The organism is Bartonella sp. CM120XJJH (assembly GCF_042194715.1).
Classification (GTDB): domain Bacteria; phylum Pseudomonadota; class Alphaproteobacteria; order Rhizobiales; family Rhizobiaceae; genus Bartonella.
On record NZ_JBHINE010000017.1, the window covers coordinates 23,511 to 47,907 of the forward strand.

6 protein-coding genes are annotated in these 24,397 nt (G+C 38.7%); all 6 read left to right on the forward strand.

Features of this window, described 5'->3' with window-relative positions; genetic code table 11:
- The coding region (locus tag ACFIKU_RS07135) for a Vomp family autotransporter (RefSeq protein WP_375657097.1) at nucleotides 1–2,412 on the forward strand (2,412 nt) is incomplete at its 5' end.
- 631 nt (nucleotides 2,413–3,043) lie between these two features.
- Entirely contained in the window at nucleotides 3,044–8,935 is a 5,892-nt protein-coding gene (locus ACFIKU_RS07140) for a YadA-like family protein (RefSeq protein ID WP_375657098.1), read from the forward strand.
- A 420-nt stretch (nucleotides 8,936–9,355) separates the two neighbouring features.
- Complete coding sequence (locus ACFIKU_RS07145; RefSeq protein WP_375657099.1) at nucleotides 9,356–9,655, forward strand: hypothetical protein; 300 nt, start codon at nucleotides 9,356–9,358, stop codon at nucleotides 9,653–9,655.
- A 77-nt stretch (nucleotides 9,656–9,732) separates the two neighbouring features.
- Complete coding sequence (locus ACFIKU_RS07150) at nucleotides 9,733–10,014, forward strand: hypothetical protein (protein WP_375657100.1); 282 nt, start codon at nucleotides 9,733–9,735, stop codon at nucleotides 10,012–10,014.
- A gap of 379 nt (nucleotides 10,015–10,393) precedes the next feature.
- Entirely contained in the window at nucleotides 10,394–15,787 is a 5,394-nt protein-coding gene (locus tag ACFIKU_RS07155; RefSeq protein ID WP_375657101.1) for a Vomp family autotransporter, read from the forward strand.
- A gap of 811 nt (nucleotides 15,788–16,598) precedes the next feature.
- A partial coding sequence (locus tag ACFIKU_RS07160) for a hypothetical protein (protein ID WP_375657102.1) occupies nucleotides 16,599–24,397 on the forward strand: 7,799 nt, incomplete at its 3' end.

The window sequence follows — 24,397 nt, forward strand, 5'->3', positions numbered from 1 at the left end:
GATGACAATACTGTAAAGTTTGATTTGAATGATATTGTCAGAGTTAAACGTGTAATAGCAGGTAAGGCGAATGTAAGCGATAATGGCTTCGTGATTACTGGTGGTCCTAATATGACTACTGGGGGTATTTATGCTGGTGATAAAAAGATTACGGGAGTGCTAGAGGGAACTAATGATGATGATGCAGTTAATCTTACTCAGTTGAGAAAAGTAGAAGAGAAAATAAAAGAAGTGACAGGCAATAGTATCGTAAAATGGGATGAAGGACAGAAACTTATCACCATTGGTAAGGAAAAAAATGGTACGAAAATTGATATCGCAGGTACTGATGGAGGGCGGATCATTACAGGTGTCAAAGATGGTGCAATTTCTGAAGCTTCAACAGAAGCTGTAAATGGTAGCCAGATTAATAAGGTATCTGGAGATATTGCACAGTTTTTTGGTGGTAATGCCTCATTCGAAAATGGAGTCTTTAGAAAACCAAGATATAATTTAACTACTATTGATGAAAAGGGTCAGGTAAAACAGAAGGAACATAATGATGTTGGATCGGCTTTGTCGGGACTTGATACAAATATCAGGCATGTTAATCATCATTTAGACCTTGCAATGAAGGACGTTGCTTCTTATTTCGGTGGTGGCGCGGGATATGGTGAAGATGGTAATTGGTACCCTCCTACTTTCAATGTTATCCAATTCAAGAATGATGGAACTTCCTCTAAGCAGCCTTACTCAAATGTTGCTGATGCTTTTGAAGGTGTGAACAATACTTTCACAGATATTCACAATCAAATCTCTGATATAACAGAAAATAGCCTTGTTAAGCAAGAAAATGAGTCAGCGCTTATTACCATAGGTAAGGATACAGGTGGTACAGAAATAAGTATTGCAAATAAAAATAATCAAGAGAGAACACTTTCTGGTATAAAAGATGGTAGCATTGATGAAAATTCCCACGATGCAATCAATGGTAGTCAGATTAATAAAATATCAGCAGATATTGCAAAGTTTTTTGGCGGTGGTGCAAAGTTTATTAACGGTGCTTTTGAAGGGCTTAAATATACTTTATCGGCTATTGTAGATGGTAAGGTAGGAAAGGCTAATTTTTATGACGTTGGTTCAGCTTTAACAGGTCTTGATAAAAATGTTCAAGATGTGAATCAGCGCTTAACAAATGTATCCAATGAGTTTAATCAGCAAATTGAAAATTTCTCTAAAGATGCTTTACTGTGGGACGATGAAGAAGAAGCATTTGTGGCACGTCATGAAAAAGATGGCAAGAAGACAAAGAGCAAATTGAAGTATCTTTTAGATGGTGAGATTGCTAAAGGTTCGACGGATGCCATTACGGGTAACCAGCTTTATTCCATGAGCAACCAGCTTGCTAATTATTTCGGTGGCGGTGCCAAATATGAGAATGGCAAATGGACAGATCCTACTTTTAAGATTGTTCAAGTCAATGCTGATGGTACGACTGTTGAGAAAGAGCACCATAATGTCGCTGATGCTTTTGGTGATATTAATAATGGGATGTCAAATATTAATAACCGTATTGATGATGTCATCAACAAGGTCGATACAGATGCTTTAAAGTGGAATGATAAAGAAAAAGCCTATGATGCTAATCGTGATGGTAAGCCGAGTAAAATTATCAATGTAGCTGATGGTAAAATTGTAGAAGGTTCGAAAGATGCGGTTAATGGTGGACAACTTTGGGAAACCAATGAACGTGTCACGGGTGTTGAAAAAGATGTGAAGCATCTTACCAACAGAGTCGACAATATTTCCACTACAGTTACCGATGTTGCTGAAACGGTTTTCCATATTGAAAACACAGTTAACGATATTGCTGAGGACGCTGTTCGTTATGACAGAGATGAAAACGGTAAAAAAACCAATAAAATCACATTAGCGGGTGGTGATCCTAGTGAACCTGTTATGATTGATAATGTAGCTGATGGTAAAATTGAAAAAGGTTCGAAAGAAGCTGTAAATGGTGGTCAGCTCCATGACTATACCCAAGAACAGATGAAAATTGTTCTCGATGAATCGAAGCACTATACAGATCAAAAGATAAACAATATCAGGATTGATGCGATTGATGAAGCTGTTGATCGGGCTAACCAATATACAGATATGAAGTTTGATGTTTTAAACTACAGTATTGAGAGTGTGAAAAAAGAGGCAAGACAAGCAGCGGCTATTGGTCTTGCGGTGTCTAACTTACGCTACAATGATACACCTGGAAAATTAAGCGTTGGATTTGGTACTGGTTTATGGCGTAGTCAGTCTGCATTTGCATTTGGTGCAGGTTACACCTCAGAAAATGGAAAATACCGTTCTAACATATCCGCAACAACTTCTGGAGGTCACTGGGGTGTAGGTGCGGGATTCAATATGACATTGAATTGATAATAAACAAAATACATAAAAACTTCTTTTCACCCCTGTCTCATGAGGCAGGGGTGAATTGTTTTTACATATGTAAAAAATATATAAATTGATAAGCGCTATAACGATAAATACAGATTTAAAAAACAGAAAAAACCTATACACTTTCAACAAAGTAAACTTCTTATTTCAAAATAATATAATGAGTTTTTTCATAAATTATAAGTTCATCATTTTCTTTTTTAATTTTTAAATTTAAAAAATCTGTAGCAATCTACAGATAAAAAAACCTTTCACTCTCTAAAAATCTATTACAAAACTTTCGAGTAAGACAAACATATACATCCAAATGCATTTCAACTTTACTGGAAGAAGTTATAAAAACACTATACTCCCCTAACTCTCCCCCTTGCAAAAAACAACCAATGAGTTTAAAGGTTAAAAAACCAATCACCACTTTAAAAAAATTACTTTCTTAGGAAATGTAAAAGAGCAAAATACGTTAACCATAAAACCTAAAAACACAACTCTCTATCTTTTCAATCAGGTACTAAATTTTTAAAGTTTAGAAAAAACAATTTTAGAGAACTTCATAGCGTTTAAATGTGTCTTTTTTGTGTTTATAGTTATTTCTTTCATTGGGGAGTTCATTATGAAAAAATTATATACAAAATTAGCAGGAAGTGATTTAAAATTTTCCCGTTTTCCTTTTATTAAAGTTCTATCTTTGACTTCAATAGCGGCACTTTTATCCAGTATTTCTCCTGCTCTTTCGAAAGAGCTTGATTCAGGAGAAGGAATTTCTGCAAACATAAGGAACACTGCTGGGATATATCCACAAAGTGTTATCTCTGTTTACGATGAATCTAGAAGTAATTTGGGTTCTTTCAATGGGTCAAAAAATAATTATATAAGAATGTTGCACACAGCACGGACATCACAAGTTAATGCTTTAAGCGGCTACAAAAATTTTTTAACCAGAACCCTTACCGAGGTAGGTAACAAGAATTCTCTTGCGAATACTTTAAAAATCGATAGCAATAAATTATCAAAAAACACATTAAGTTCAGAAGACCAATATAAGAAATTTATCGTCGATCCACAGTTTTTTATGGACAGTCGCTCTACAACTCAATCTTTCACTCAAAGTGGACAGGATAGAGTGGCTATTGATGCATCTGATTTCTCGCGAAAAGATCACATTGCAAGCATGACACGTAGTGGAGAAGTACAGCGTGATGTATCAGGACATAATGTCATTTTTGGTGAAGAGGTTAATGCGCAAACCACGGACAGTGTTGTTCTTGGTTATAAAGCACAGGCGGTATTAGATGAAAAAGATAAAAAGCTAGCGGCATCTGTTATCATAGGTTCTAAATCGGAGATCCATAGAGGTGGATCCGTTGCTGTTGGTGCAGATATCGTGTCACTAAAGAATGATGCGGTTGCTGTTGGTCGTTTTGTACGGGTGGAGGAGGAGTCCGGTACAGCTTTAGGCTTTAAAACGCAGGTGAAGGCGGCAGGGGGCGTTGCTTTAGGAAGCGATTCTGTATCCGATAGGGTTGCTGGTGAGTTTGGCTACACTTCTTTGTTGCAGGGTCCTGCACAAAACACCGAGGTGCAATGGAAAAGTACGCGGGGCGCAGTTAGTGTTGGTGATTATAGTAAGGGTATAACCAGACAAATTACAGGTGTAGCAGCTGGTTCTAATGTTACCGATGCAGTGAACCTTAGGCAGTTGAAGGACTTAGAACAAGTTGTAAGACAAAACGGTTGGAAACTCTCTGTTGGAGATAAAAATGCTACAACTGTTCTTATGGATAGCGGAGTAGATTTTTCTGCTGGAAGTGCTAACTTGAATATTACAAAGGGCGAAGATGATAATAAGCTAAAATTTGATCTGGCTCAAGATGTTACGTTAACAAGCTTAAAAGCAGGTACAAATACCTTAGACGCAACAGGTCTGGTAATTACTGATGGTCCGAAAATAACCACCGGTGGTATTGATGCTGCAAATAGAAGAATAACACATATTGCACCTGGTGATCTTAGTGCAGATTCACAAGACGCAGTAAATGGTAGTCAGTTGAATGTTGTAGCTACCCATATAGCTGGATATTTAGGTGGTGGTGTTAAATTTACGAATGGTCAATGGGATAATCCAAAGTTCAAAATTAAAACTTTCAACCCCGAGACGAATGAGATTGAAGAAGAAAGTTTTCCAAATGTAGCAAAAGCCTTTGAGGGTATGGGTAAGTCTTATGTAAATCTTCACAATGAAATTAAAAAAGCTGCTGATGATAGTGTCTTTAAATGGAATGCCGAATTGGAAAGTATTAAAATTGCCGCCAGTGAGGAAGAAAGTGGGCAAGGAAGTATTGCTATAGGTATTGGATCCAAGGCAAAAGGGGATGCAGGAATTGCGCTAGGTAAGCTTTCAAATGCATCTGGTGAAAATAGTATTGCGTTAGGTGGTTTTTCAGCGGCATCTGCTGAAAATAGTATTGCATTAGGTGGACTTTCAAGTGCATCTGCTGAAAATAGTATTGCATTGGGCTTAAATGCACAAGTACAAGCTGATGTTACTGGTGGTGTTGCTGTAGGTTATAAATCTTTTTCTCGTAACTCAGCGTCTGCTGTTGGCTATGATCCTTCCATAGATGGCAAGTCAGCAGATGATGGTGTGATATGGAAGAGCACTCAAGGAGCTTTTAGTGTTGGTGATACTCCGAATAAGATAACACGACAGCTTACAGGTGTGGCAGCTGGTTATGCGGACACTGATGCCGTCAACATTGCGCAGCTAAAAAAATTAAGAGAATTTGTAGCACAAGGGTGGACACTTTCTCTTAATGATAAGGCTGTTTCAGACTTTCAGCCGGGCGATAAGTTAAATTTGGTCTCTGGAAGCAAAAACTTTGAGATTAAAAGTAGCGATAAAAAAGACAGTATAAGCAAAGAAATAACATTTGATTTAGCACAAGATATCACATTAAACAGTGTAAAATTAAAAAACGTCACTTTAGATACAACGGGCTTAACCATTGAAAATGGCCCAAAAGTAATAGCGGATGGTATTGATGCTGGGAATAAAAAAATAGCAGGTCTTGCGGGTGGAGATCTTAACGCAAGTTCGACAGATGCCGTTAATGGTGGTCAGCTTCATACCCTCACAGATGATTTATCGAAGATTTTAGGTGGCGATGTATCCTTTGATGGTAAAAACTTTAAAGGACCAGAGTATAAATTATCGAATATTGATGAAAACGGTGAGGTAACAGATAAATCTCATACCAATGTTGGTTCTGCCTTTAAAGGACTTGATGACAATATCAAGAATGTGAACGCTCGCATTAAGGAAGTTGAAAAGGACATCTCTTCGAATAGTCTAAATTGGGATGGCAGTGTAGGTGATGGTGGTGCCTACAATGCTGCTCATGGTGAGAAGGATGCGAGCAAGATTGTTAATGTCGCTGATGGTAAGGTAGAGAAAGATTCACACGAAACTATAACAGGTTCTCAGCTTTATGCGCTGGGCGATAAAGTCGCGGAATATTTTGGTGGGGATGCTACGTATGAGAATGGCGTATTGAACAAACCAACCTTCAAGCTCAAAATTTTCAATTCAGAGAATAATGAAGTTGAGGAAAAAAGCTACAATAATGTAGCGGAAGCCTTTGACGGAATTGATAAGAATTTCCAGAGTGTGAATAAGAATGTGCAGAATATCGTTAATGACTTTAAAGAAGAAGTCACGAATATCACAGAATCTGTCCAAGGCGATGCTTTGTTGTGGGATGATCAAGCACAATCCTTTGTAGCTAAGCATGGGGAAAAAGATGGAGAAAAGGAAAACAGCAAGATCACATCGCTTGCCGCTGGTTCTATAATATCAGCTTCGAGCGATGCGATTAATGGCGATCAGCTTCATACAGTCACTGAGGATTTATCAAAAATTTTAGGGGGAGATGTATCCTTTGATGGTAAAAACTTTAAAGGACCAGAGTATAAATTATCGAATATTGATGAAAAAGGTGAAGTAACAGATAAACCACATAGCGATGTTGGTTCTGCCTTTAAAGGACTTGATGACAATATCAAGAATGTGAACGCTCGCATTAAGGAAGTCTCAGAGGGAGTTGCACAAGATTCTTTATCTTGGAGCGATAGCGACAAAGCTTTTGTCGCCCAGCATGGGGCAGGTGATGACAGAAAAGCAAGCAAAATCACATCGCTTGCTGTAGGAGATATTACGAAAGAATCGACGGATGCAGTAAATGGTTCTCAACTTTATTCACTGGGCGATAAGGTTGCAAAATATTTTTCTGATGACGCGGAATATAAGGATGGCGAATTGAATGTTCCTGATTTTAAGCTCAAAACTATCAATGATGATGGCACTGAAGCTGAATCAAGCTATAAGAATGTATCAGATGCATTTTCAGGTGTGGGTAAACTTTTCACAAAGGTTCAAACTGCGATCAGCGATGTAATCAGTAATTTGCTTGTTACGAAAAATGAAGATGTTATCAACATTGGTAAAGGAGTAGAAGGTAGTGAAATCAATATCGCAAACAAGAGTGGTAAGGACCGAACTCTTTCTGGTGTGAAGGCAGCAGAAAAAGCCAATGAAGCTGTGAACAAAGAACAATTTGATAAAGGTTTGAAGGATCTTTCTGATACCCTTCTGTCTGATAGTTCTTCTGTTGTTCTTTACGATAAAACAACAGATGATCAAATTGATTATACAAATGTGACTTTTGGTAAAGGGAAGGATGCTACACCTGTTGCACTGCATAATGTAGCCGCAGGATCGATTGCGGAGAACTCAACGGATGTTATCAATGGAGGACAGGTTCATATCCTTTCAACGGATGTAGCAAAATTCTTGGGTGGAGATGCTGAATTTAAGGATGGTGCTTTTAAAGGGCCAACTTATAATTTATCCAGTATTGATAAAGATGGTGTTGTAACAGATAAACCGCATGCCGATATTGGTTCTGCCTTTAAAGGACTTGATGAGAATATCAAGACTGTTAACGATCGTATTAAGGAAGTCTCAGAAGGAGTTGCACAAGATTCTTTATCTTGGAGCGATGGTGATAAAGCTTTTGTCGCACTGCATGGGGAAGGCGAGGACAGAAAAGCCAGCAAGATCACATCGCTTGCGGCTGGCTCTATAGTATCAGGCTCGAGCGATGCGATTAATGGCGGTCAGATTTATGATCTGAATCAGTCGCTAGCAAAGTATTTTGGTGGTGATGCTAAGTATAATGGTGATGGCTGGGTTCTTCCAGGTTTCAAGATAATGACTTTCCAAGAAGATGGAAGCTTTGAAGAGGAGGATTATGATAGCATTGCAGCCGCGTTTGCCGGTGTAAATAAGGTCGTCAAGAATCTTCATAATGAGATTTCAGACAACATTGAGCAAAATGCGTTGTTGTGGAGTGATGATGCAGGTGCGTTTGTAGCACAGCATGGGAAAGAAGGTAAAAAGGAAAACAGTAAGATCACGTTCCTTGCGGAAGGAAAGATATCAGAAGATTCGACGGATGCGATTAATGGAGGTCAGATTTATACTCTTCAACAGACATTTGCCTCATATTTTGGTGGAGGAGCTGGTTATGATAAGGACGGAAACTGGCAAGGACCAAAATTCTACGTTCAGGCCTTTAATAAGGATGGTACGAAAGGTGATAAAGAGGAGCGTAATAGTGTCTCTGAAGCATTTGATGTTGTTAATGACAGCATGAGCACTATCAACGATCGTATAAAAGAAGTTGAAAAGGATGCTTCTTCGAATAGTCTGAATTGGAATGAAGAAAAAGGAAGCTATGATGCATCTCACGTTGATAGTCAGGGCGTTAAGAGTCCAAGTAAGATTATTAATGTAGAGAACGGCAAGGTAGACAAAGATTCAAAAGAAGCTGTGAATGGAGGTCAGCTTTGGGAAACCCAGCAGATGATTACAGATCAGGTCAAGGATATTGAAAATAAAGTTACGGAGGGATCTGTACAATATGATAAAGATAAAAAAACGGGCAAAAAGACCAATAAAGTTACATTAGTTGGTGGAGATGATAGTTCTCCAGTATTAATAGACAATGTAGCCGATGGAAAGGTTGAAAAGGATTCGAAAGAAGCGATTAATGGCGGTCAATTAAAAGATAAGATGGATTTTGTGCTTGAAAGTGCCAATAAGTATACGGATGAGAAAGTTTCTCATCTTGTAAAAGATGGAGTTAGTGAGGCTAATTCGTATACGGATATGAAGTTTTCAACATTAAGTTATGCTGTTGAGGATGTTCGAAAAGAGGCAAGACAAGCAGCAGCTGTTGGTTTAGCGGTAGCTGGTTTACGCTATAGTGATATTCCTGGAAAATTAACAATTGCATTTGGTAGTGGTTTATGGCGTAGTCAATCTGCTTTTGCTTTTGGTGCAGGTTATACTTCAGAGAACGGTGATATTGGTTCTAACTTGTCAATTACCACTTCTGGAGGTCACTGGGGTATAAGTACAGGGGTTAATTGGATACTCAACTAATAAACGACTAAATCCATAAAATTGATTTGCCTTTTTCTTATTTAAGAAAAGGGCAAATTTTTTACTTTCTTCCAGAGCTCTCTAAAGCTATTCTAAATGTATGAAACTCCCGTAATTATATAAAATACGAATATGCCTTTTATTAAAAGAAGACGGTTTTAGCTTTTATTTTCGTATAGTTTTAAACGTATGCTTTATGTTGATATCATTAGAATTTTTCATTGAACGTCTTGTTTTTTAATGACAAATTACCTTGAGCATAGAGAATAATTCAAAATATTATGTTTTTTAATCAGTTTCCTTTTTTGTAGCTTCATAGTAAATTTTAATTTCTCCAAAGTGTTTTAACCTAATTGCGAGTATAAAAAGCAAATGGGGTTGGAAGTATTGCTTTAGGTTCCTATTCTAACGTGAGGGTTGATGGGGGCTATCGGGAACAACTCTGTGTCCGGTAGGGCTGCTGGCGTTTTTGGGTATACGTCTCTTCTGCAAGGATCGGCTAAAAACACCAAATCTCAATGGAAAAGTACGAAAGATGCAGTGAGTATTGGTGTTCCTAGTAAGAATATAATGCAACAAATTATAGGCGTAGCAGCTGGTAGCAAACTTACCGATGCAGTGAACCTTAGACAGTTGCAGGATTTAGAAGAAGTCGTAAGAAAAAAAGGTTGGAAACAGCCTATTGCTGGTGAGGCAGCTAAAGATGTGGGTGCTAGATAGTACATGCATTTTTCATCTGGGGGAAGTAACTTCAGGGTTAAAAGAGATGAGGACGATGAAAATAAGCTCATATTTAGTTGGCTAATGATATAGCATTGAAAAGCATAACATTAGGAGCAAAAACAAAAGTAGATGCAACAGGCTTAGTAATTACTGATGGCTCGCAAATAACCACCGGTAGTATTAATGCGGCAAGTAAACAAGTAACAAATGTTGTAGAAGGAACGAGCAATACTGATGCAGTGGATTTTTCACAACTGAAGGGAATAAAAGAACAAGTAGCAGTGAGTATTTTTGTAAAACAGGATACAGCAACGAGACACATTACCATTAGTAAGGATATAGATGAGGCATTTTAGTAAAAAGCTTTCATAAATCCTCTCATGAAATAAAAATCTTATTCACGAAAATAAACTGGCGCCTAAGCAGGTGATCAATAGGTACAAAATTATACCTTTTTCAAAGAGGTCAAAGCTAAAAACGACACACAACCTTTGATAGAAAAATGAAATCAATTCTAATATTAAGTATTTTTTTACCTTCCTTAAATTGACTTTCACGAACCTGCCCCTAATTACCCTCTAAAGACACTGTAGAAACAACAGTTTATGTCTTAATTTTATTTATGTCCTAAAACACGCTGTAAAAGCAGGAACACACAAGGGAAATAAGAAAGCTTTAGAGCTCTAGAGCGCACCTTTTTTGTGTTTTTAATCTATTATTATGAAGGGGGTTTTTATGAAAAAATTATATACTACACAAAATCTGCGTGATTTGAGTTTTTCTCGTTCACATCATCGATCATCATTGTTTAAAGTGGCTTCGTTGGGAACTGCGGTGGCATTGTTTTTATCGAATGCTTCTCCTGTTTTTTCAGCAAATATTGGTCTAACAAAAGCATCTCTTGAAAGTATGAAGAATGCTGCCGTGGTTTATCCGCAAAGCATCATCTCTGCGTATGATTACTATGATGGTGATAAGGAAAATTATTTAACAGCATTGAATGTGGCGATGATGCCAAAAGTTGACGCTTCTGATGACTATGAAAATTTTTTAACCAAAACTCTTTCTGATATAAGTAATGGTGATCCTATTGTGAATGTTTTGAGGGCAGATGGCAAAAACTCATTGGAAAGAACATTAGATGCAGGCGGGCAATATAAAAAATTGTTCATCAGTGCACAGAATGGTGAGAATACAGCGATTATTGATGCATTGAATCCTTCGCGCAATGACTCTATGGCTAAAATGCAGCGCGATACAGGACTGCAACGTGACGTAGTGGGTACTAATGTCATATTTGGTGATGATATAAAAAAGGCCGATAAACTCCATAATAATAGTGATATTACTGCTCTTGGTGCCAAAATAATAGTCAATGCTTCCGATGTGGTTGCTGTTGGTTATGGCGCGCAGGTGGATAATAGCTTTACTGTTGCTGTAGGTCATTTGGCGTATGCTGTAGGTAAAAAAAGTATCGCAATAGGTGGTGAAGGTAGAAGTGGTGATAAGCCGATCCCCTCTGAGGGGCGTACAATAGCGAAGGGCGAAGAATCAATTGCTATTGGACATCGTGCTAAGGCGGACAGGGTGGAATCTGTAGTTTTGGGTGCTTATGCAAAAACGACGGTAGATTTAGGTGTTGCGATTGGAAGCGAGTCTGTGGCTGATGTTGCTGCTGGCAAGGTTGGTTATAATCCTTTAACTAAAAGCTCGTCAGAAGATGACGATATGATATGGGCAGGAACACTAGGTGCGGTGAGTGTTGGTGATGCTGAATCACAAAAAACGCGCCAGATTGTAGGAGTGGCAGCTGGTAGTGGCGACTCTGATGCCGTTAATGTTGCACAGCTAAAATCGTTACAATCATACGTAGACCAAGGTTGGCAGCTATCTGTTGGGGGTAAAGATGCTAAAGTCGTTGGTATAAAAGATACTGTAGATTTGTCAGCTGCAAGTGACAACCTTACGATTACAAAAGGTGCGAAAGACAATAATGTAAAATTTGATCTAGCAGATAATATCACAGTGGAGCGAGTTACCGCTGGAAGAAGCTCTATAAGTGATGATGGCATTCTGTTTGCTGATGGGGCTAAAATAACTGTGGACGGTATTGATGCTGGCAATAAACAGATTACAGGAGTTGCGAATGGAGAAGAACCTGATGATGCAGTGAATTTTGCGCAGCTACAAGAGATAAAAAATCAAATAGCAGCAAATAGTTTTGTTAAGCAAGATGGTGGAGAAGAAGGTCGTATCACCATTGGCATGGCAACAGGTGGTTCTGAAATCAATGTTGCAAACAAATCGGGTGAAGATAGGACAATTTCCGGTGTGAAGGCTGCTGTAAACAATAACGACGCTGTTAATAAACAACAGCTTGATGGTCAGATTGCAGATGTTGTTGACACCATAAAAAGCAATAGCCTTGTTAAGCGAGAAGAAGAGACAAATCGTATCATCATCGGTAAGGAAATAGAAGGCACAGAGATTAATATTGCAAACAAATTGGGTGATGCTCGTACAATTTCTGGTGTGAAGGCAGCGGTTAAGGATGATGAAGCCGTTAATAAAAAACAACTTGATGGTGAAATTGCAGATATCACGGACAGTATTAAGGTCATTAAAGAAGCAAATAGTTTTGCAGTTCTTTATGATAAAGATGCAGATGGCACCATTAATTATAATAGTGTGACTTTGGGTGGTGATAAGACTACGGCACCAGTTGCTCTCCATAATGTACAAGCTGGTACAATTGCAGAAGGGTCGAATGATGCAATTAATGGCAGCCAGATTAATAAAATATCCACAGATGTAGCAGGCATTTTTGGTGGTGATGCGGAATTTCATGACGGTATCTTGTTTGGTCCGCACTATCATTTATCGCACATTTCTGAAGATGGTGTAGCAGTAACTAAGGACCATAATAATGTTGGTACAGCTTTGACAGGGCTTGATGATAATATCAACAATGTGAATAACCGCTTAACACACGTAGCCAATGAGTTTACTCAGAAAATTGAAGGTGTTTCTAAAGATTCTCTCTTGTGGAGTAATGATGAGCAGGCATTTGTAGCACAGTATGGAGAGGGAAAAACCAATAGCAAAATTAAGTTTCTTGCCAATGGAGATATTTCTGCTAATTCAACGGAAGCTGTAAATGGTTCACAGCTCTTTGCCACTAATCAGAATGTTACCACTGTTACGAATGATCTAGTAAAAATTTCTCAAAATACATCACAATATTTTGGTGGTGGTGCAGATGTATCTAGCGGTAAGGCGCCCACTTACACTATTCAGGGCAAACCACATAATGATTTTGAGTCTACTTTTAATGCTGTTGATAATTCTATCACGAATATCCAAAATCAGATTACGAATGCGACAAAAAACAGCCTTGTCAAGCAGGAGGAAAATGAAGGTACTATCACCATTGGTCAAGCAACAGGTGGGACTGAAATCAATGTTGCGAACAAATCGGGTGATGCTCGTACAATTTCCGGTGTGAAGGCAGCGGTTAATAATGATGAAGCTGTTAATAAAGCCCAGCTTGATAAAAGTATAGAGAAGATTTCTAATGATATTAATCTTACAAGTGCTGCTGCAGTTCTTTATGATAAAGAAAACGGTGCCGTTAATTATGGTAGCGTAACTTTAGGTGGGATAGATAACCAAGGCCCCGTTGCTCTTCATAATGTCAAAGATGGCATAATTTCACAAGGATCGCATGATGCAATCAATGGGAACCAAATTAATAAAATATCCGGAGATATAGCAAATTATTTTGGTGGTGGTGCCTCATTCGAGAATGGTGCCTTTAAAGGACCAAAATATAGTTTATCTGTTATTGTTGAAGATGGTCAGGTAGCAAAAGCTCACTACTCTGACGTTGGCTCAGCTTTGACGGGGCTTGATGCAAATGTGAAGAATGTGAATACGCATCTGACGAATGTGGTTAAAGATGTTAATGAAAAAATCACCAATATTACACAAGAAGTTAAAGGGGACGCCTTGTTGTGGAATAGTGATGAGCAAGCATTTATGGCACAGCATGGAGAAAACAAAGCAAATAGCAAAATTAAGTTTCTTGCCAATGGAGACATTGCTGAAGATTCAACGGAAGCTGTAAATGGTTCGCAGCTCTTTGCCACTAATCAGAATGTTATCACTGTTACGAAAGATCTAGAAAAAATTTCTCAAAATACATCACAATATTTTGGTGGTGGTGCAGATGTATCTAATGGTAAGGCGCCCACTTACACTATTCAGGGCAAACCACATAATGATTTTGAATCTACTTTTAATGCTGTTGATAATTCTATCACGAATATCCAAAATCAGATTACGAATGCGACAAAAAATAGCCTTGTTAAACAGGAAGGAGATGCAGATACTATCACCATTGGTAAAGCAACAGGTGGAACTGAAATCAATGTTGCGAACAAATCTGGTGATGCTCGTACAATTTCCGGTGTGAAGGCAGCGGTTAATAATGATGAAGCTGTTAACAAAGCCCAACTTGATAAAAGTATAGAGAAGATTTCTAATGATATTAATCTTACAAGTGCTGCTGCAGTTCTTTATGATAAAGAAAACGGTGCCGTTAATTATGGTAGCGTAACTTTAGGTGGGATAGATAACCAAGGCCCCGTTGCTCTTCATAATGTCAAAGATGGCATAATTTCACAAGGATCGCATGATGCAATCAATGGGAACCAAATTAATAAAATATCTGGAGATATAGCAAATTATTTTGGTGGTGGTGCCTCATTCGAGAATGGTGCTTTTGTAGGACCACGGTATAATTTATCTACAGTTTCTGCAGATGGTTCTGCGGGGCAGAAAATCTTTGAAAATGTGGGTGAAGCGTTGAGTGGGCTTGATGCAAATGTAAAGAATGTGAATGATCATTTAACGAATGTGACAAATAATTTTACACAACAAATCAATAATATTACACAAGAAGTTAAAGGGGACGCCTTGTTGTGGAACGGTGAAGAGCAGGCATTTGTAGCACGGCATAGAGAGTCCAATAGCAAAATTAAGTTTCTTGCCGACGGAGACATTTCTTATGATTCAATGGATGCTGTAAATGGGTCGCAGCTTTATTTTATGGGTGATCATCTTGCTTCTTATTTTGGTGGTGGTGCTGGATATGATGAAAACGATGATTGGAAGTCTCCTACTTTCAACGTAGCGCAATTCAATGCTGATGGCAGTTCTGGTAAGAAGAAGACCTATAATAACGTTGCCAGTGCTTTTGACGGTGTGAGTGAGAGTATGTCCAAGATAAACAAACGCATTCAAAATGTTGAAAAAAATGTCTCATCCAATGGTTTAAATTGGGATGAACAAAAAGGAATGTATGACGCTAGTCATAAGGGTAAAGCGAGCAAGATTGATAATGTAGCTGATGGTAAAGTTGAAAAAGGCTCAAAAGAAGTTGTAAATGGAGGACAGCTATGGGAGACGAACAAGAAGGTCACAGAAGTTGAAAACAGGGTAGACACAATTGAAAACAAGGTTGATAATATCCATCAACATATCCAAGATATTGAAATTTCAGTTGCAGATGGTGCGGTTAACTATGATAAAGATGGAGAAGGGAATAAGACCAATAGGATCACTTTAGCGGGTGGAGATCCCAGTGAACCTGTTTTAATTGATAATGTTGCTGATGGCCGTATTGAGAAGGACTCGAAAGAAGCGGTGAATGGTGGGCAATTACATGATTATACTCAGCAGCAGATGAAGATCGTTCTCGATGATGCAAAAAAATATACAGATAGTCGTGTAGATAATATTGTTATTAATGCCATTGATGATGCCGTTAATCGGTCTGACCGATATACAGATATGAAGTTTAATATTTTAAGTTATGACATTAAGAGCGTACGCAAAGAGGCAAGGCAAGCAGCGGCTGTTGGTTTAGCAGTATCTAACCTACGTTACTTCGACGACCCAGGATCTTTGAGTGTCTCATTTGGTAGCGGGGCATGGCGAGGACAATCCGCATTTGCTTTTGGAGCTGGTTATACATCTGAAAACGGAAAAATCCGCTCTAATTTCTCTGCCACGAGTGCTGGTGGTCATTGGGGAATAGGTGGTGCAATCACTCTGAAAATAAAATAATACGAACAACGAAAACAGAACAAAATATCCGCCCTTATTTATTGAAATAAGGGTGGATATTTTTTTACAGATGCACAGTATTTATCTAGAGATAAGTATAATATTTGATGTCTCTATAAACTTTGAGGTTGTAGAAAATCCTTATATACTTTTATTGCAAAAATATCACAATAGAATCCATATTGCTAAAAAGTCATATTTTTATGTTGCTATTTTCTTGAACAGTCTATAGTGCTACGAAAATGTATATTAGTAAGACTCATTTTGATAAAATAACTTTCAAAGGGGGGATAAGTAGTGCGTAAAGATAGAAGGTACATCACAGAACCGCACATATATCATTATATGATATATTAAAAATAAAAAGCCTATTATCCGAGGCGAGCTAGATTTCAAATATATTACAATTTCTTTTTACTTTACTTATTATTAACAAAACCATGCTTTCTAATAAAAATAAAGTCTATAATTAGAAAAGCACATAATAAAACCTTTTTCAAAGGAATTTATAGTAACGACTAGCAAGTAAAAAGTAATATTAAATATAAAGAACCCTTTTTAGTTAGAAAAAACAGCACACTAAAACCCTTAGACTCTAAATGTGTCATCTTTATGTCCACAAGACATAATTAAAAAACAAACATTTAGATCTCAATACAGAGAGCGCAAACAAAACAAGACTAAAGACTCAAAATGTTCACACTCTAAGCAATGATCCTCTACTCTGAACTCCAAAGAGGTCAATAATGCTAAAATGTGTCTTTTTTATGTTTTGGAGGTGTTTCTAAGTTTTTTCATTGGAGAGTTTGTTATGAAAAAATTATATTCCCCACAAGCTGCGAGTGAATTAAAACGTTCTCGTTTTTCTTTTGTTAAAGTTCTTTCGTTGGCTATAGCGGCTACATTCTTATCGAATGTTACATTTGTTTTTTCAGCAAATCCTGATTTTAGAAACACATTTCTTGAAGGTGTAAAAAGTGCTGGTGTCTCTTATCCACAAAACATCATCTCTGTTGCTGGTTTGAATGCTTCTGAAGACTATGCAAATTTTTTAACCACAATCCTTACTGGTAAGAGTGATAAGCGTTCTGTCGTAAATGTTCTTGCGGAAGATAACAAAAATTTATTGGTAAGAACCTTAGATACAGACGAGCAATATAAAAAGTCTCTAATTAGTCCGCGGTCGCTTGTTCGTGATAGCTCTACAGCCCAACCGTTTGCAGAGAATTATGAAAGTGCAGCGCCTGTTAATGTTTCTGACCTTTTGCGGGGTGGAACTGCAGGAATGCAACGTTCTAAAAACCACGTTGTTCATTTGGGTGATGAGATTGATGTGGGAGCAGGCAAGTGGGCTGTTGCTATTGGTGACAATACGTCTATTCATGCTGGTACGATAGATACATACGGTGCTGTTGTTATCGGGTACGGTGCAAAAACTGGTGACGGTTGGAGTGTTCTTGTTGGTTATAAGGCAGAAGCACCTCAAGGCTCATATGGTTCTGTTGCTTTGGGGCGGGGGGCAAAAACGGAAGGCCTTTTTAGCATTGCAATTGGTGGTGTTGGAACTGTTAGTGGAGGTGAAGTCCAGAATGTCGACGAAAAAAATAGAGTACTTGCAACTGGTAATTATGCAATGGCTCTTGGTTACGGCGCGAAGGATTATGCAGAAAAGGGGATTGTTCTTGGTTACAATGCATCTGCAGCAAAGGAGGCGCTGTATAGTATTGCTATAGGTAGTGAGGCAAAAACGTTTAATCATTATTCGATAGCTATAGGTCCTGAGGCACAGGTGGAGAAGGGGGGGAGCCATGGTATTGCTATAGGTTATCAAGCACGGGTATCAAAGGAAGTGGATGGCATTGCTATAGGCTACATGGCTCATGCTTTAGGCAAAGACAGTATCGCGATAGGTTCCGAATATAATGAATCGATTGGGCCAGACGATCATACAATTGCAAAGGCTGATTATGCAACGGCTGTTGGTTCTGTTTCTAAAGCTTTGGAATATGCTACGACTGCTATAGGGCATCGTGCAAAGTCAGCCGCAAAGAATGCTACTGCTTTGGGTTTTTATTCAGAAGCAACGGCAGAAGGCAGTGTTGCTCTAGGAAGCGATTCTGTATCTGATAGGGCTGCTGGTGTTTTGGGTTACACTTCTTTGTTGCAGGATTCTTCACAAAGCGCCGAGGCGCAATGGAAAAGTACGCAGGGCGCAGTGAGTGTTGGTGATTTTGCTAAGAGTATAACGCGACAAATTACAGGCGTAGCAGCTGGGAGTGAACCTACCGATGCAGTTAATCTTGGACAGTTAAAAGATTTGGAAGAAGTTGTAAGAAAAAACGGTTGGAAATTGTCTGTTGGCGGTGAAAATGGCGAGACCGTTCTTATAGACGATAAAGTAGATTTTTCCGCTGGAAGTACGAATCTCACGGTTACAAAAGGCAAAGATGACAATAATATAAAATTTGATCTCGCCAAGAGTGTCATAGTCGATAAAATACAAACAGGAAACAATACCTTAGATGCAACAGGTTTAGTGATTGCCAATGGTCCAAAAGTGATAACTTCTGGTATGGATGCTGGAGGTAAAAAGATAACAGGAGTGGCAAAGGGGACTGGAGCGACCGATGCGGTGAATTTTGGACAACTGAAGGAAATAAAAGAACAAGTAGCAGCTAGTGGTTTTATTAAACAAGATGCGCAGACGAAATACATCACCATTGGTAAGGATACAGATGGTGATAAAATTGATATTGCCAACAACAAAAATGAAAAGCGTACTCTTACAGGTATAGAGAGTGGCGCGCTCACAAAAACTTCAAATGAAGCAGTAAATGGTTCTCAGCTTTTTGAGACAAACGATAAGGTTGCAACATATTTTGGTGGTGGTGCTAAATATGAAGGTGGCGCGTGGACCGCTCCTAGATTCACGGTTAAAACCTTCGAAGCTGATGGTGGATCTAAAGATAAGGATTATTCTGATGTAGCGAGTGCTTTTGCAGGTGTTGGCCGTTCTATCACAAATGTAAAAAAAGAGATTACCAATCAGATTACTGACGCGAAAAATAATTCTTTGCAATGGAGCAAGGCTGAAGGTGCCTTTGTAGCGCAGCATAGAGAGTGGAATGAAAGTGACAAACGTCAAGACTATATAAATGAAAAAATTAAATATCTTGCAGATGGAGATATTTCTGCTAGCTCAGCAGACGCCATAAATGGCTCTCAGCTTCATACATTGGGCACTGGAGTTGCTACGTCTTTAGGCGGTAACGCTAAGTACGAGAATGGCGCATGGACCGCTCCTACATTCACGGTCAAGACCTTCGATGCTGATGGTAAAGAAGAAGGTTCAAAAGACTATACTGATGTAGGCTCTGCTTTTGCAGGAATTGATACGAACTTCATAAATGTAAACAAACATCTGAATACTGTTGTTAATAATTTTAATGACAAATTAAACGATATTAATAAAGAATTTCAAGGTGATGCCTTATTGTGGAGCAAAACTGATAAAGCCTTTAGTGCTATGCACGGAGAGGGGAAAGACAGAAGACCAGGTAAAATTAAATATCTTGAAGGTGGAGATTTAACATACAACTCACAAGAAGCCGTGAATGGTGGACAGCTGTATACACTGGGTACCCATTTAGCTAATTATCTTGGTGGCGGTGCTGACTTTGGAAATGGAAACTCAGCAGGTCCTACTTTTAAGATTAAAACTTTCGATACTGATGGAGAGGAAAAAAGTGAGACTTATCAGAATGTAGCTGATGCGTTTGAAGGTGTTAATACGGCTCTCACGACTGTTCAGAATAAATTGACTGAACAGGTTAACAATGTGATTACTAAAGTGGAAAGTGAGAGCTTTGTTCAGCAAGACAAAACGACACATCGTCTCACTATTGGAGCTGCGGTAGAAGGTAGTGAAATCAACATAGTCAACAAGAATGGTGCGTCTCGGATTCTTTCTGGAGTTGCAGCAGGTACTACAGATACTGACGCTGTGAATTTTTCGCAACTGAAAAAAGTTGAGAAAGATGTTAAAGAACAAGTAGCAGCTAGTAGCTTTGTGAAACAGGATCCTGAAACGAAACATATCACCATTGGTAAGGATACAGATGGTGATAAAATTGATATTGCCAACAACAAAAATGAAAAGCGTACCCTTACAGGTATAAAGGATGGCGCGCTCACAGCAGCGTCCACTGATGCGATAAATGGTTCCCAGCTTTTTGAAACAAATAAAAATGTTACGACTGTAACAAGTGATCTCAAAACAGCATCTGAGAATGTAGCCAAATATTTTGGTGGTGGTGCTAGTTATAAAGATGGCGCTTGGACAGCCCCTACATTCAAGGTTAAAACCTTCACAACTGATGGTAAAGAAGATGGTTCAAAAGACTATACCGATGTAGGCTCTGCTTTTGCAGGAATTGATACGAACTTCATAAATGTGAACAAACATCTAAATACTGTTGTTAAGGATTTTAATGACAAATTAGACAATATTAATAAAGAAGTTCAAGGCGATGCCTTATTGTGGGGTAATGATTCTTTTGTAGCACAGCATGAGAAAGATGGTAAAAAGCAAAACAGCAAAATCACATCACTAGCTGATGGTTCTCTAGTGGCAGGTTCGAGCGATGCAGTAACTGGTGGTCAGATTAATACCATGGCTGCGAGTTTATCAAAGATTTTAGGTGGTAAATCATCGTTTAGTGCTGATGGTACTTTTACAGTTCCCAGCTATGACTTATCGACAGTTTCTAAAGACGGTGAAGTAACAGATAAACCGTATGAAGGTGTAGAAAAAGCCTTTACAGGTCTTGATGAGAATATCAAGAATGTCAATCAGAGGATTAAGGAGGTTTCTGAAGGAGTAGCGCAGGATTCTTTGAATTGGAGCAAGGAAGCCAATGCCTTTGTAGCACGTCATGAAAAGAGCAAAGAAGAAAAAGGCAGGGCTGTAAGGACACAAGAAAACAGTAGAATTACGTTTCTAGCCAATGGTGAGATTACCGCTAAATCAACGGATGCTGTTACGGGTAGTCAGCTTTTTGAAACGAATAATAAGGTTGTTACTTATTTAGGTGGCAATGCAGCTTTTAATAATGGTGCGTTTACAGGGCCGACTTATAGTTTATCTGAGATTGATAAAGATGGTAAGATAACAGCCAAACCTTTTACCAATGTTGGTAGTGCCTTTACAGGTCTTGATGAGAATATCAAGAATGTGAATGCACGGATTAAAGAAGTTTCTGAAGGAGTAGCACAGGATTCTTTGTTATGGAATGATGAAGCCAATGCCTTTGTGGCGCGTCATGAAAAGAGGAAAGAAGAAAAAGGCAGGGCTGTAAGAACACAAGAAAACAGTAGAATTACGTTTCTAGAAAGTGGTGAGATTACCCAAAACTCAACAGATGCAGTAAATGGTGGTCAGCTCTATACAATGGGTAACATGCTTGCATCCTATTTTGGTGGTGGTGCTGGTTATGATAAAGAGGGCATATGGAGAGAACCAGATTTCAAGATCAAGCAGTTTGGTGAGAATGGTGCTTCTTTTGACAAGAGTTATACGAATGTAGCTGACGCACTTGCAGGTGTTGGAAGTTCTCTCACGAATGTTCAGAATAAATTGACTGAACAGGTTAACAATGTGATTACTAAAGTGGAAAGTGAGAGCTTTGTTCAGCAAGATAAGACAACGAGTCGTCTCACTATTGGTGCAAAAGTAGGTGGCACTGAAATCAATATTGCAAATGAAAGCGGTGCGGATCGGATAATTTCTGGTGTTGGGGAAGCAAAGAAGAATAATGACGCTGTTAACAAAGGCCAGCTTGATAAAGGTTTGAAGGATCTTTCCATTAGTCTTCAGTCTGATGATTCAGCCGTTGTTCATTACGATAAAAAAGATGGTGATAATGGCGGCATTGATTACACGAGTGTAACTTTAGGTAAAGGTAAGGATAATGCAGCTGTAGGTCTTCATAACTTAGCTTCTGGTCGTATTTCTAAGGATTCACGTGATGCAATCACGGGCGGTCAGATTAATGAAATCGGTGAGGATGTAGCTAAGTTTTTAGGTGGTGATGCTACATTTAAAGATGGAGCTCTTACACAGCCAATCTATAAATTATCGCACATTGCCAAAGATGGAAGTGTAACAGAGGGTTCGTTCCAAGGTGTTGGAACCGCTTTTGTGGGTCTTGATGCAAATATCAAAAATGTGAATGCGCGGATTAAAGAAGTTTCTGAAGGAGTAGCGCAGGATTCTTTGTTGTGGAATGATGATGTGCAGGCCTTTGTAGCACGTCATGAAAAGAGCAAAGAAGAAAAAGGCAGGGCTGTAAGAACACAAGAAAACAGTAGAATTACGTTTCTAGCAAATGGTGAGATTGCCGCTAAATCAACGGATGCTGTCACGGGTGGTCAGCTTTATTCAGTTAATCAGACGGTTGCTAGCTATTTTGGTGGTGGTGCTGGATATGAGAATGGAAAATGGAAAGCTCCAAATTTCAAGATCAAGAAAGTTAATGCAGAAGGTAAAGAAAGTGAGGAAAGCTATAAGAGTGTAGCAGAGGCTCTTTCTGGTATTAGTAATACAATTACGAATGTTCATAATGATGTGACCAATGTTGTCAGTGAAAGCCTTGTCAAGCAGGATAACGAAACGGCTCCTATCACTGTTGGTAAGGAAACAAATGGCACTGTAATCAATGTTGCAAACAAAAGCGGTGTGAAACGGGTTATTTCTGGTGTAGAGGATGCGAAAGATAACAATGATGCCGTTAACAAGGGGCAGCTAGATAAAGGTTTGAGGGATCTTTCTAGCAGCCTTCAGTCTGATGATTCAGCTGTTGTTCATTACGATAAAAAAGATGGTGATAATGGCGGCATTGATTACACGAGTGTAACTTTAGGTAAAGGTAAGGATAATGCAGCTGTAGGTCTTCATAACTTAGCTTCTGGTCGTATTTCTAAGGATTCACGTGATGCAATCACGGGTGGACAGATTAATAAAATCGGTGAAGATGTAGCTAAGTTTTTAGGTGGAGAAGCATCGTTTAAAGATGGAGCTCTTACACAGCCAACGTATAAATTATCTTACATTGCCAAAGATGGTGTTGTAACAGATAGTTCCTTTCAAGGTGTTGGAACCGCGTTTGCAGGTCTTGATACAAATATCAAGAATGTGAATCAGCGTATTAAAGAAGTTTCTGAAGGAGTAGCGCAGGATTCTTTGTTGTGGAATGATGATGCGCAGGCCTTTGTAGCACGTCATGAAAAGAGCAAAGAAGAAAAAGGCAGGGCTGTAAGGACACAAGAAAACAGTAGAATTACGTTTCTTTTAGATGGAGCTATTTCTAAGGATTCCACGGATGCAGTTAATGGCTCTCAGCTTTATTCCATGAATAAGACGATTGCGACGTATTTCGGTGGAGGTGCTGGATATAACGACGCAGGTGAATGGAATGCTCCAAAATTCACGGTTAAAACTGTTAAAGATGATGGTCTTACAGTTGAAGAGAAGAAGTATGATAATGTTGCTGAAGCTTTAGCTGATGTTGGTACTTCTTTCACGAATATTAACAAAGAGATTAATAAAGTAGTAGGTGATAACCTTGTTAAACAGGATACAGCTACTAAGGTTATCAAGGTTGGTTCGGAGACAGATGGTGCTACGATCAATATCGCCAATAAGAGTGGCGAGGATCGAATTCTTTCTGGTGTGAAGAAGGCAGAGAATGACAATGAAGCGGTTAACAAAAAACAACTCGAAGAAAGCTTGAAAGATCTTTCTAATAATCTTCAGTCTGATGAATCAGCTGTTGTTCATTACGATAAAAAAGATGACGAAAATGGCAGCATTAATTACACGAGCGTGACTTTAGGAAAAGGTGCAAAGTCTGCTGCTGTGGCACTTCATAATGTTGCTGATGGTAATATTTCTAAGGATTCACGTGATGCGGTCACAGGTGGACAGCTTCATATCATCACAGATGATTTCTCAAAGATTTTAGGTGGCGATGCATCCTTTGATGGCAAAAACTTTAAAGGACCAAAGTATGTCTTATCGACAGTTTCTAAAGACGGGAAGGTAACAGATAAACCGTATGAAGGTGTAGAAAAAGCCTTTAAAGGACTTGATACGAATATCAAGACTGTTAACGATCGCATTAAGGAAGTCTCAGAAGGAGTAGCGCAGGATTCTTTGAATTGGAGTAATGAAGCCAATGCCTTTGTAGCGACGCATGGGGACAAGAAAGAGAACAGTAAGCTTACGTCTCTTGCAAATGGGGATATAACTAAAGATTCACGTGATGCGGTTAATGGTTCTCAGCTTTTTTCAACCAATAAGACTGTTGCAACTTATTTAGGCGGTAACTCTAGCTATGAAGGTGGGGCTTGGACAGCTCCGACTTACGAGATCTCTAATATTTCTGCAGATGGTAAAGTGGGAAAGACGAGCTTTAATGATGTTGGTAGCGCATTTGCGGGTCTTGATACAAATATCAAAAATGTGAATCAGCGTATTAAGGAAGTTTCTGAAGGAGTAGCGCAGGATTCTTTGAATTGGAGTAATGAAGCCAATGCCTTTGTAGCGCGTCA

Excerpts from the sequence above, each read along its gene's own strand:
- ACFIKU_RS07145 (WP_375657099.1), top strand. The coding sequence starts at position 9,356 with ATGGGGGCTATCGGGAACAACTCTGTGTCCGGTAGGGCTGCTGGCGTT.
- ACFIKU_RS07155 (WP_375657101.1), top strand. The coding sequence starts at position 10,394 with ATGAAAAAATTATATACTACACAAAATCTGCGTGATTTGAGTTTTTCT.
- ACFIKU_RS07140 (WP_375657098.1), top strand. The coding sequence starts at position 3,044 with ATGAAAAAATTATATACAAAATTAGCAGGAAGTGATTTAAAATTTTCC.